Source organism: Bacillus sp. C30, from assembly GCF_040838255.1.
Classification (GTDB): domain Bacteria; phylum Bacillota; class Bacilli; order Bacillales; family Bacillaceae_G; genus Bacillus_A; species Bacillus_A mycoides.
Genome location: NZ_JBFPJH010000110.1, coordinates 1 through 10,498, shown reverse-complemented (window position 1 = coordinate 10,498; position 10,498 = coordinate 1). Strand labels below are relative to the sequence as shown.

General features: G+C 34.7%; 15 protein-coding genes, 1 pseudogene and 1 riboswitch. Of the genes and pseudogenes, 10 read left to right on the top strand and 6 right to left on the bottom strand.

The features are described from left to right. The first annotated feature begins 82 nt into the window (after positions 1-82). A riboswitch (SAM riboswitch) is annotated at positions 83-187 on the top strand. A gap of 126 nt (positions 188-313) precedes the next feature. The 3 genes from AB3X49_RS12520 to AB3X49_RS12510 are packed head-to-tail and all read left to right on the top strand — an operon-like array spanning position 314 to position 2,864. Beyond that, the gene (locus AB3X49_RS12520) at positions 314-1,333 is read left to right on the top strand and encodes a methionine ABC transporter ATP-binding protein (protein ID WP_367962400.1); all 1,020 of its coding nucleotides are present in this window, start codon (positions 314-316) and stop codon (positions 1,331-1,333) included. Beyond that, entirely contained in the window at positions 1,323-1,988 is a 666-nt protein-coding gene (locus AB3X49_RS12515) for a methionine ABC transporter permease (protein WP_367962397.1), read from the top strand. Before AB3X49_RS12520 ends, AB3X49_RS12515 begins: the two co-directional genes overlap by 11 nt. 21 nt (positions 1,989-2,009) lie before the next feature. Further along, positions 2,010-2,864, top strand: coding sequence for a MetQ/NlpA family ABC transporter substrate-binding protein (locus tag AB3X49_RS12510; RefSeq protein WP_367962394.1), 855 nt, complete (start codon positions 2,010-2,012; stop codon positions 2,862-2,864). A gap of 166 nt (positions 2,865-3,030) precedes the next feature. Here AB3X49_RS12510 and AB3X49_RS12505 read toward each other — a convergent pair whose 3' ends face one another. The 4 genes from AB3X49_RS12505 to AB3X49_RS12490 form a co-directional block, all read right to left on the bottom strand. Further along, entirely contained in the window at positions 3,031-3,513 is a 483-nt protein-coding gene (locus AB3X49_RS12505; RefSeq protein WP_002091337.1) for an HXXEE domain-containing protein, read from the bottom strand. Between the two features lie 63 nt (positions 3,514-3,576). After that, positions 3,577-3,768 carry a DUF3926 domain-containing protein gene (locus tag AB3X49_RS12500; protein ID WP_242248424.1) on the bottom strand — a complete coding sequence of 64 codons (192 nt, stop codon included), beginning with the start codon at positions 3,766-3,768 and terminating at the stop codon, positions 3,577-3,579. Then, positions 3,761-4,942 (bottom strand): ArsA family ATPase, encoded by a 1,182-nt coding sequence (locus AB3X49_RS12495; protein WP_367962390.1) that lies wholly within the window; start codon positions 4,940-4,942, stop codon positions 3,761-3,763. Before AB3X49_RS12495 ends, AB3X49_RS12500 begins: the two co-directional genes overlap by 8 nt. 76 nt (positions 4,943-5,018) lie before the next feature. Beyond that, positions 5,019-5,501, bottom strand: coding sequence for a MarR family winged helix-turn-helix transcriptional regulator (locus AB3X49_RS12490; protein ID WP_000942491.1), 483 nt, complete (start codon positions 5,499-5,501; stop codon positions 5,019-5,021). 230 nt (positions 5,502-5,731) lie between these two features. Here AB3X49_RS12490 and AB3X49_RS23215 point away from each other — a divergent pair. After that, a pseudogene (locus tag AB3X49_RS23215) lies at positions 5,732-5,792 on the top strand (YiaA/YiaB family inner membrane protein); the annotation flags it as partial. Between the two features lie 50 nt (positions 5,793-5,842). Here AB3X49_RS23215 and AB3X49_RS12485 read toward each other — a convergent pair. Then, positions 5,843-6,904 (bottom strand): tyrosine-type recombinase/integrase, encoded by a 1,062-nt coding sequence (locus AB3X49_RS12485; protein ID WP_367962388.1) that lies wholly within the window; start codon positions 6,902-6,904, stop codon positions 5,843-5,845. A 769-nt stretch (positions 6,905-7,673) separates the two neighbouring features. On the opposite strand from AB3X49_RS12485, the gene AB3X49_RS12480 reads away from it, so the two are divergent. The 3 genes from AB3X49_RS12480 to AB3X49_RS12470 all read left to right on the top strand — a co-directional run bounded on the left by AB3X49_RS12480 (position 7,674) and on the right by AB3X49_RS12470 (position 9,252). After that, positions 7,674-8,804: an AimR family lysis-lysogeny pheromone receptor gene (locus tag AB3X49_RS12480; RefSeq protein ID WP_367962386.1), complete on the top strand. Its 1,131-nt coding sequence runs from the start codon at positions 7,674-7,676 to the stop codon at positions 8,802-8,804. Further along, entirely contained in the window at positions 8,801-8,944 is a 144-nt protein-coding gene (locus AB3X49_RS12475; RefSeq protein ID WP_367962383.1) for a hypothetical protein, read from the top strand. The genes AB3X49_RS12480 and AB3X49_RS12475 overlap by 4 nt, the downstream gene beginning before the upstream one ends. Positions 8,945-9,072: 128 nt before the next feature. Continuing rightward, complete coding sequence (locus AB3X49_RS12470) at positions 9,073-9,252, top strand: hypothetical protein (RefSeq protein WP_367962403.1); 180 nt, start codon at positions 9,073-9,075, stop codon at positions 9,250-9,252. A 27-nt stretch (positions 9,253-9,279) separates the two neighbouring features. On the opposite strand, the gene AB3X49_RS12465 is transcribed toward AB3X49_RS12470, so the two are convergent. Continuing rightward, a complete protein-coding gene (locus AB3X49_RS12465; RefSeq protein ID WP_367962380.1) occupies positions 9,280-9,621 on the bottom strand; it encodes a helix-turn-helix domain-containing protein in 342 nt (113 codons plus the stop codon). A gap of 181 nt (positions 9,622-9,802) precedes the next feature. On the opposite strand from AB3X49_RS12465, the gene AB3X49_RS12460 reads away from it, so the two are divergent. Genes AB3X49_RS12460 through AB3X49_RS12450 form a run of 3 tightly spaced genes read left to right on the top strand, consistent with a single transcriptional unit; the run spans position 9,803 to position 10,422 of the window. After that, positions 9,803-10,024 (top strand): helix-turn-helix transcriptional regulator, encoded by a 222-nt coding sequence (locus AB3X49_RS12460; RefSeq protein ID WP_367962377.1) that lies wholly within the window; start codon positions 9,803-9,805, stop codon positions 10,022-10,024. A 56-nt stretch (positions 10,025-10,080) separates the two neighbouring features. Then, positions 10,081-10,269: a helix-turn-helix transcriptional regulator gene (locus tag AB3X49_RS12455; protein WP_367962374.1), complete on the top strand. Its 189-nt coding sequence runs from the start codon at positions 10,081-10,083 to the stop codon at positions 10,267-10,269. A gap of 15 nt (positions 10,270-10,284) precedes the next feature. Next, on the top strand, positions 10,285-10,422 hold the full coding sequence (locus AB3X49_RS12450) for a DUF6906 family protein (RefSeq protein WP_367962371.1): 138 nt from the start codon (positions 10,285-10,287) through the stop codon (positions 10,420-10,422). Positions 10,423-10,498: the final 76 nt, after the last annotated feature.

The following is a 10,498-nucleotide window of genomic DNA, read 5'->3' as shown; positions in this document are numbered from 1 at the left end:
ATATTTTTCCGAAAAATGTATTGACTCTCATTATTCTGAGTTCTATAATAAGACTTAATTAAACGACAATTAAATCGATACACTCTTATCCAGAGAGGTGGAGGGACTGGCCCTACGATACCTCAGCAACGGGTTTTTTAATACCGTGCTAACTCCAGCAAGCCTATAAAGGCTTGGAAGATGAGAAGATGTGAATGAGTACATATAAAAGTGCTCTCCTTCTTATCTTTTATTACTGATAAGAAGGAGAGCACTTTTTATTTTACCTCGAAAGCTCTACTTCAAGTTTTTACAGCATATAGGAGGGAAGAAAATGATTTCTTTTAACAATGTAAGTAAAGTATATGAATCAGGTGGGCAATCTGTTCATGCGGTGGAGGATGTAACGCTGTCAGTTGAAAAGGGCGAAATTTTTGGCATTATCGGATTTAGTGGTGCTGGAAAGAGTACGTTATTACGTTTAGTAAATATGTTAGAAAGACCAACTGCAGGAACAATTTCAATAGATGATAAAGATATTACATCATTATCGGCGAAAGAATTACGGAAACTAAGACAAAGAATTGGGATTATTTTCCAAAGTTTTAATCTATTTAATTCAAGAACGGTGTTTGGGAACATTGCTTATCCATTAAGGTTAGCGAAATTGCCGAAGAATGAGATAAAAGAAAGAGTGAATGAACTACTAAAATTTGTTGGTTTAGAAGATAAAGCGAACTATTATCCAGAACAGTTATCAGGTGGACAAAAGCAGCGTGTTGGGATTGCAAGAGCACTTGCGACATCACCGGATATTCTCATATGTGATGAGGCAACATCAGCTTTAGATCCGGAAACAACAGCAGAAATCTTAAATTTATTAAAGAAAGTAAATAGAGAGTACAATTTAACGATCCTACTTATTACACATGAAATGCACGTTGTGAAAGAAATTTGTCACCGTGTAGCCGTTATGGAAAAAGGAAAAGTAATTGAGGAAGGAAAACTGTTTGACGTTTTCACACAACCAAAAACAAAGACCACTCAAAATTTTGTACGCTCTGTTATTAATGATCACTTACCAGAAAGTGTTCTAGCGAAAATTCAAAACGGAGGTCAGATTTATCGCCTGACTTTTACTGGGGAAGAGACAGGGCAGCCTGTACTATCATATATTGCGAAAAACTATAACGTCGATGTAAATGTTCTTTATGGAAATATTATTGAACTCCAAAATGTGCTATTTGGAAATCTTCTTGTAGAACTACAAGGTGAACAGAAAGAAATTCAAAAAGCATTACAACATCTAAGACTGCAAGTGCAGCTGAAGGAGGTAGAAGCTCATGCGAGTTGATTGGAGTATATTTTGGCCTCGCATATTAGATGCGACGGGGGATACCCTCTTAATGGTAATTGTAACCCTTATATTCGCTACAATTCTCGGTATACCTCTAGGTTTACTGTTGTATGTAACGAAAAAAGGAAATTTTTTAGAAAATAAATGGGTCTTTTCTATTCTTAATATCATAATTAATACAATTCGTCCGGTTCCATTCATTATCTTTTTAGTAGCTTTAAGCCCACTAACAAGAAGTGTTATTGGAACGACGATTGGAACGGCTGCAGCAATCTTCCCAATGACGTTAGTTGCATCAATTGGTATTGCTAGAATGGTTGAAACCAATCTTGTTTCTGTTCCGAAAGGAGTAATTGAAGCAGCACAAGCAATGGGCGCTTCACCACTTAGAATTGTTTTTGAAATCCTCGTACCAGAAGCTTTAGCACCATTGATCCTAGGTGTCACGTTTATGACGGTCGGTTTAATTGAATTTTCTGCAGTCGCAGGACTTGTCGGTGGTGGCGGTCTTGGTGACTTAGCAATGACATATGGTTATCAACGCTTTGATACGTCAGTTATGTTTGTAACGGTCGTTTTACTTATTATTCTTGTACAGGTGGCTCAAAATTTAGGGAACTACTTTGCGAAAGTCTTTTTACGCAGATCATAAAAAGGAAGAGGGGAAAAGAAAATGAAGAAAATTTTAGCATTTGCATTATCAGCGATCGTAGGAATTACAGCATTAAGCGGCTGCTCAGGTGGAGACACAGGTGCAGGAGCGAAAGAGAAAGTAGTTCGCGTCGGTGTAACTGGAACAGATGGAGACGTTTGGGAAATTTTAAAGAAAAAAGCTGAAAAAGAAGGGATTAAAATTAAACTGGTTGAGTTCTCTGATTACACAACACCCAACAAAGCGTTAGCTGATGGAGATATTGAACTAAACTCATTCCAGCACATTGCTTTCTTAGAGCAATTTAAAAAGGAGCATAAGTTAGATATTACAGCTGTTGGTACAACGCAAATTGCACCGATGGGCTTATACTCTGAAAAATATAAGAAAGCAAATGAAATCCCAGATGGTTCGGAAATTGCTATTCCGAATGATCCAACGAACCAAGCACGTGCATTAAAACTTCTCGATGCAGCTGGATTATTAAAGCTTAAGAAAGATTTTGGTCTATTTGGGGATCCAAGCGGTATCGCTGAAAATCCGAAGAAGCTAAAAGTTACACCGGTTATCGCACAGCAAACACCTCGTGTATTAAAAGATGTAGCGGCTTCAGTTATTAATAACGGTGTTGCTGGTCAAGCTGGATTAGATCCAGCGAAGGATCCTATTTTCTTAGAAGATCCAAAGAATGAAAATGCGAAACCTTATATTAATATTTTCGCAGCTCGTACGAAAGATAAAAATGATCCAACACTGAAAAAAGTAATTGAGTTATACCATTCAAAAGAAGTAACAGATGCAATTAAGAAAGAAACGAATGATGGTTCAATCTCAGTAGATCTTTCACTTGATGAGCTTGCAAAAATCACAAAATAATATTGAGTTTAACGACTAGCAGTAGGAACCCCTCCGCTGTTAGCTCGTTCAACATATAATCTACTTAACAAACAAAACCCTAATTCTGTACCTTCCAATTTTGTATAACATAGAATCCAATGTTTGTTAAGTAGAGTGATGGACCAGGAGTTTTCCTGGTCTTTTTTTAATTAAAGCAGCTGGCTAATAATAAGGAAATCCAAATTATGATTGGGTAAGAGATTAAACTAAAAATGAGTGTGCTTGCTAATTTCTTTTTAGGGATTAATAGTTTCTTTGATGAAAATAAGAAAAGAGAAAATAGGATAATGATAGATGCTGAGATTACTCCTGGATTATAAGAACGATAAATGAAATACAAGATAATATGCTGAACGGCGTTAAAGAAGATACAGCCCTGTATAAAAATGATCAAATAAATAGAAGATATGATGCTTAATTGATATAGAATGACTATGAGTAAGACGAAGGTTGTTAATATGGAAATTGCAATGAAAAATTGTTTGTTAGTTATAAAATGGATCGAAAATCGATTAGCGATATATTGTGGCATTTGGAAAGCTTCTTCAAGGTTATGAAAAAAGAATAGAAGGGGGATTAGCCAGATTGTATTAGTGGTGAAATGTCTTGTTGAAGATGTTTTTATCAACTTATATCAGCTCCAATAAAGGGATAGAAAGCCTATAAGAAAAGGCTTTCTACAAGGGTATAGTTATTCAATTATGATGCTTTTTAAATTACTCTCAGGTTGCGGTTGTTCTTCAGTATAAGAGGAGAGCTCCTCTTGCAAAATATTTAGTGCGTGCTTAGCTGATTGCTGAATCGGATTCGGTAGCTCTTCTAATATACGCATACCGATTTTTATTTTTGTACGAATTACCTTTCTTAGTAATTCATCATGCATGTACTACACCTCCAAACCGAATGTTTAGTACATCATCTTCAAACTTAGCTCCTTGAATAGAAAGGTGTGTTAATGTTTTTGGTAAGGTGATATTTCGCTTCATAGAGCCGGCTCGAATAATAAGTTCATCACCTTTTTGATTTAATGAAAGTTCACTTTTGTTTGAGAAGGGAATGGACAGAACGAAAATATATTCATCGCCATCTTTTTTTACATACTGTGTGCGGCCGTTAAATTTGACTTCAGTAGGAGAAGGGTCAGTTTTAAATAAAGCATTTCCTACACGCTCTAACATAGGCAAACCAACAACTTCTTGTTCAAACATCGGAGCTTCGTAAATAGGAAGTGGCTGAAAACTATCTTGAATTAATGTTTTATATTTCTTTTGTGTATCTTTCCATGCCTGAAAATAAGGATCGGTGACAGTGTTAGGGATAACGCGGTTAATCATAATGGCATCTACGTTATAATCGTATAAGTTTAAATAAGTAAAACTACGCTGAGCTTCTTTAATGACCATTTTTTCGGGATTTACAACAACGCGAATGCTTGTTACCTCTCGGTTTGATAAAATATCTCTCATTTCTCCGAGCTGTTCAAGTGTATTTGTTAATTCGTCCATAATATCATCGGTTGGAAGGGGGACACCAAGAAGTGGTTGAGCTACAGGACGAACGACTTTTAAAACTTTTCTTTTAATAGGAAAGAGTTTTTCCATCCACCAGCCGAGCATGTCTGGAAAGCTAAGCATTGCTAAAGTTTCTCCAGTCGGTGCGCAATCAATAATGATGACGTCGTAAGTGTTGTGTTTATAGTAATCGAGTACTCGAAGTAAGCTAATTAAATCTTCCATACCAGGGAACATCGTTAATTCTTCTGTTGTAATATCATCAGCTGCTTTTGAAGTGAAGAGTAGTGTAATATATTTCTGCAATTTCCCCCAGCCTTTTTCCATTTCATAAATAGTGTTAATTTCTTGTGCCCACAAGTTTTCGCGAATTTCTAGTGGCTCAGAAGATAGTTTTATGCCAAATGAATCCCCTAAACTATGAGCAGGATCTGTACTCATTACTAATGTGTTTAATCCTTGTTTTGCACTTTGGATTGCTGTTGCTGCTGAAATGCTAGTTTTTCCTACGCCGCCTTTACCTGTATACAGAATAATTCTCATCATTAATATCCCCTTTGTTTCGAATGTCGAATATTACGAGTGTCGAAATATTTAATTGAATAAAAACCCAACTAGGGTCTTATTCAATCGGAATGTTTTTCATTTTAGGTGTAGAAACCTTTTCTTCTGTTTTTTGCTGTGACGTAGCAATGTGATTCATGATCTTTTGGAATATTTGTAGTAAGAATGCTTTTTCTTCTTCTGACAATGCATCTGTCACTAGGCTAAAGTAATGGGCCGCATTTTGTTTTACTTCTTGAACGAGCATTACGCCGTTTTCTGTTAAACGAATTAATACAATGCGTCGATCGCTTTCATTCCGGTAGCGTTCAATATATCCCTTTTTTACAAGGCGATTCACAACGCCCGTTGTTGTACTCATCGGTATATCAAGAAGATCAGCAATTTTTGTCATTGTAATATCCGTATTTCGCTCCATCCAAAGTAAACAAAATACTTCTGTCTTGGAAAGCGTTAAATCAAGGCTTACCCATTCTTCAGGATAGAAAAGTTTCTTGGCGTTATCTAGCAGTAAGTCTAAAAAATGTTCATATTGCAACAATTATTTCCACTCCCGTATATTTCGAGGTTCGTAATATTTGTTTTTATTTTATGTGGAATTGAAATAAATGTCAATGTTTTTAACTGTTTTTTCAGATTAGAAAGAAAATTATCTTCAAAATAGAAATTTTTTGTGATAGATTAATAAATAGAAAAATGATTTTACATAAAAACCCATTGTGATAAATATATTTATCTATAATAGGTGTACAGCTAACGAGGGGGAGAACGATGAGAAGACGAAATACGCAAGCGTTCACGTTTTTAGCATGGACTTCATTTGTTTGTGCGGAACGAGTTATATCAAGGGTGTATGTGTTTGCGGTAACGATTTGGGACCAATTATATCAAATCATCCTCCATAAACGCAACCGCTTCCGCTTGTTTTGATGGGTACAAGTGGCTATAAGTATTTAGAGTTGTTGCTACATCTGAATGACCTAGGCGTTGGGCTACTACAAGTGGACTGACGCCTTTGTTAATTAGATAAGATGCATGAGAATGCCTGAATTCATGCAACACAATATTTTTAACCTGAGCTATGTTTATATATTTTTTAAAATTTTGCTGTAGTGTGCTTGTAGCAAGACTAGTATGGAATGTACCGAAAACCACATAATAATCTTTTACTGGTGCTGTTAATGTAGCATGTTCTCTTAAGTTTTTCAATAATCTGATGACAAGGGTCGGTAACATAATAATTCGATTAGATGCTTTTGTTTTTGGTTGTGTAATTAGCCTATTAAAGTCTGTTTTATTAATATTAATTGTTTTCTCTTCAAAATTGATATCTTCCCAATTTAGTGCTAAAAGTTCGCCCTTTCTAGCCCCGCTGTAGTAAAGTGTTGAAAAGAATGCTTTATACATCGGATTGTCCACAACTGCAATAAACTGTTTGAACTCTGCGAATTCCCAAAAATTCATTCTCTTATTTGATTCTTTTTCAAAATTGCCTGCAATACGTGCGGGATTATGAGTTAAGCCATGAAATTTTATTGCAAAGTTAAATATAGCAGAAAGTGTGGTGTGAATTTTCTTTAAAAACTCGGCAGAATAATTATTAATAATTTTATTTTGATAAATCATTACATGCTTAGCGGTAATATAATCGATTTTTATTTTCTTGAACTCTGGCATTAAGTGATTATAAATAACATTTTGAATTGTTAGGGTCGAAGACTTCTTCCTCCTCTGACAATACCAATCAAAATAACTATCCGCAACTTGAGCAAACGTTAAGCTTGAGCTTGTTTCTTTTTCAACTAACATTTTCGCTTCAGCTTCACGTGCTTCTTTTTTTGTTTTAAACCCACGACGTTTTACTTGTTTTTGAGTGCCATCAAATTGACGGACTCTTACTACGAAGAAATATGTTCCTCGTTCTTTATCTTTGTAGATCACCATCGGACTCCCTCCTGTATATGTAAAGATTGATAATTCAATTTATTGAGTAGATTATAACTTGTTTGTTACCAAAAGAAAAGACGCTCAACATAAATTGAGCGTCTTTCTTCGACTTGAACTACTTTAATTTTAATAACATATAGCTTAAAAACTCCCCACTAATAGTAGGTGGGGAAAGATTGGTTAGGGACACCAATCTGGATGATACATAAGTAAGGATAAAATAATAGTACCATATTAATGGCATGACACATGTTGAGAAAGTTCGACATTTATTTCTTGTAATTTTGCAATGTATTTTTTGAATTGGTTGGTTGTTATTATTAAGAATTGGCTGGTTTTTACGTTGATTTTAGTAGAATATAATAAATAATGAACTGTTATTCGGTAGGAGTGTGATTTTTTGCCAGTATACAAGTATTATCAATTTTTTTCTTTGAAGTTATATTGAGAAATAAATTAGAGGATAGAATGTGGGTTCGTGCTAAAATTGCTAATGTATACAGTATTTGGATTTCTGTCGACTTAATAGACGGAAAAATCTAAATAAACAATAATTATTGAAACATAAAAACTCGCAGAGCGTGTGTAAGAGGTGCCTCCAACAAAGCCTCTCACACCGTCATCCTAGCTACCTTAGGACAAACACTTGCATCATACGAGTTCCTCCTTAGTTTAACAGACATTCATCATTCGTAGTGCAGTTTAGAGGTTGAGAAAATAGGATGGTGGATTTTTATTGTTTTAGGAGAAGTGAAGGAGGAATATTATGGAAAAAGTCATGAGTGAATTATTGACAAAAATTGAATCAGCTGGATTTTCTCGAAGGCAATTCGCTATAAAGCTTGAAGTGAGTCGTGAAACATTCCGTAGAGGTATAAGTTGTGAAAGTGAAATGGATGTGGAAATATTTTTTAAAGCGACGAACTTTTTATATGATAACCCGGAGAAAAAACGAGAGATTACAAAGAGATATTTCCTTGCTTGTACTTTACCATCCCACTTAGAAATTGGGTTGATATATTTTCAAGTGCAAGCGGAATATGACTCCATGAACAAATTAATTGAAAAGCATAGGGACAATTCGAATTTATCAATATTTTTTACAGTTTACAAATTATTCAATAAGCGTAACAATAATGAATTGAGAGGGCAAGCTCTGTATGAGGAAATTAGGAGCACACGTTTTTCTGCCAATCCACATGTGCAAGTAATGGTCAATATTTTATATATGCTGGCTTTAGCAGATAAACCGAATAATAATGCGATTATTCAATATGTTGATGAAGTTGAATCAAATCTTAAACTAATTAAAAAAGGGCGAATAAGGGATTATCTTCGCATGTTTGCAGATGAGCGTATTGCATTTATGCATTTGTGGAGAATTGAGTTGGAAGAGTGTAGAAAAATAGCTTATAAAATTATAGATTCAGACATAGACGTACCAATAATTCAAATAACTGGGATTTCATGTTTGGCAGAAAGTTTTCAGATAGAGGATCCAATAAAAGCTGAAGCACTTTTGGTACAAACAGGAGAAATGTTAAAGGAAATTAAAATATCTCAGCAATCTCAAAAATATTTAGCAGTCCAAACTACTTTAGCTCACGTACGAATATACAATAACATAAACATAGATAAGATTGATGTATCTACACTTCACCCAACTGAGCGAGCTACATTCGAATATCGCTTTGGTGATCGAGAACTTGCAATTTTCATCTTTGCAAGCTTAAAAGAAGCTGGGCATACTCCTTTTTCGCACATTGCACATTCGATGTGTATTCATGATATTGAGGGTATTAAACAGGCACTATTGGATTTTGAATTAATGGGATTGAGTTTTTATGGACGAATGTATAAAATGATTCTTAATAGAGAAGGGGTTGTGTTGACATGAAAATGAAGATAGTGGCAGTATTAACAGTTTTGGGGGTTATAGGTCTGTGGGGAGGAAATATAAGTAGTTATGAACATGAATCAGTTCAACAGAAACAAACAGAAATAAAATATATGTTTAACGATCCGGGAACTAGCTGAATAGAATTTTTTTAAAAGTCACTACTTAGTAGTGACTTTTCGTGCTTTTAGGGGTGACCCATTTTACAGGGTATAATTTAAAAATGGGTCACCTATAATTTAATAATTTTTGAAGGGGAGATTTTTTTATGACTCTAAATATGAGTAGAATGGAATTAAGGGGATGCGAGATGAAAAAGGAACAGTTAGCAAAAGAATTAATGGTAAAGTGGTTTTTAGAAAATAAGAGAACAGATGTAGAAGAAGTTTTACAAGCAATTACTGCAAGTACATATGAAGAAATGGAAACTAAAAAAGCTAACGATTAAGTTAGCTTTTTTAGTAGAATTATCTCATCATTTTTGATTTTTAGTAAATTGCACATACATTAATGCTTGCTTCCAAGCATTTTCTTGCTCATTTGCTGGTAGATCGGATACTAATTCAGCAAAACGTGATGCCATTTCATTAGTTTTTTTATCTTCAGCCGCAGTTAAACGTGAATCTTGTGATCGTCCTAATAAGTAATCTGTAGTTACACAATATAAATCAGCAATTGCATTTAGTAAGTTCATGTTTGGTTCAATTCTATTATTTTCTAGGTGAGAATAGGTAGGTCTAGATATGTCTAATAAGGCAGCTATTTCACCTTGCGTGCGTTTGCCCCTTAATTGTTTTAATTTGGTTCCCAAGGTCATTGGAATGATCCCCTTTCATAACCGGAATGTCTTACTGTTTATTATAGATAAAATAATTATCAATTTAAACCCCTTTGAGGAAAAAATGTTCAAAAATTTATAAAATGTATTGATGTTCAAAAACTTATCATATATACTGGGTTTATCGACAAGGCCCTAATATAATTGAGAAGGTGATGAAATGAATAACATAGTAAAAAATGAGAGACTTAAGCATAAAATGACACGAAAACAATTGGCTGAAAAACTAGATATATCAGCGGCGTATATAAGAAAAATTGAAGATGGGTATATGCCAAGACCTTATATTATGGCTAGATATCAAGCCGTTTTTAACAAAAGTGTAAAGGAACTTTTTCCTGAATATTTCTCGATATTCAACGATAATAAATTTATCGTTTGATATTTGAATAGCTGCAATGTAAAACTGAAAATGATGGATGTAAAGGAGCGTTACCCATGCACAAAAATCTATTCATCGCCCGAAAAGAGCAACGCATGACGCAAGAGAAAGCGGCAAATTTAATTCACATTTCACCGAGAACATATTTTGCTAAAGAACACGGCAAAAGTGATTTCACCCTAAAAGAAGCTCAAAAACTAGCAAAATACTTCAAAACCACAGTGGATGAGCTGTTTGAGAAATAGGGGGAGGGGAAACAAGTGAAAAATGGCAAACGATTAACGAAGCGAGAGAAAATACATATTAACTCGTACAGCTTAAATTCCGAAAACTGGTTGATCTATAAGAAGGCGGATGGACAACTACATGTGATTCACCGTCATACGAACTCAATATGAGTCATTCCAAGTGCCTAGAATAGGAGATGAAACAGTGAATGAAGTGATATATTTATCAACTGACGTCAACGTAATC

Coding starts and splice junctions, on each gene's coding strand:
- AB3X49_RS12520 (WP_367962400.1), top strand. CDS start 314: ATGATTTCTTTTAACAATGTAAGTAAAGTATATGAATCAGGTGGGCAA.
- AB3X49_RS12515 (WP_367962397.1), top strand. CDS start 1,323: ATGCGAGTTGATTGGAGTATATTTTGGCCTCGCATATTAGATGCGACG.
- AB3X49_RS12510 (WP_367962394.1), top strand. CDS start 2,010: ATGAAGAAAATTTTAGCATTTGCATTATCAGCGATCGTAGGAATTACA.
- AB3X49_RS12500 (WP_242248424.1), bottom strand. CDS start 3,768: ATGCATGATGAATTACTAAGAAAGGTAATTCGTACAAAAATAAAAATC.
- AB3X49_RS12495 (WP_367962390.1), bottom strand. CDS start 4,942: ATGATGAGAATTATTCTGTATACAGGTAAAGGCGGCGTAGGAAAAACT.
- AB3X49_RS12485 (WP_367962388.1), bottom strand. CDS start 6,904: ATGGTGATCTACAAAGATAAAGAACGAGGAACATATTTCTTCGTAGTA.
- AB3X49_RS12480 (WP_367962386.1), top strand. CDS start 7,674: ATGGAAAAAGTCATGAGTGAATTATTGACAAAAATTGAATCAGCTGGA.
- AB3X49_RS12475 (WP_367962383.1), top strand. CDS start 8,801: ATGAAAATGAAGATAGTGGCAGTATTAACAGTTTTGGGGGTTATAGGT.
- AB3X49_RS12470 (WP_367962403.1), top strand. CDS start 9,073: ATGACTCTAAATATGAGTAGAATGGAATTAAGGGGATGCGAGATGAAA.
- AB3X49_RS12465 (WP_367962380.1), bottom strand. CDS start 9,621: ATGACCTTGGGAACCAAATTAAAACAATTAAGGGGCAAACGCACGCAA.
- AB3X49_RS12460 (WP_367962377.1), top strand. CDS start 9,803: ATGAATAACATAGTAAAAAATGAGAGACTTAAGCATAAAATGACACGA.
- AB3X49_RS12455 (WP_367962374.1), top strand. CDS start 10,081: ATGCACAAAAATCTATTCATCGCCCGAAAAGAGCAACGCATGACGCAA.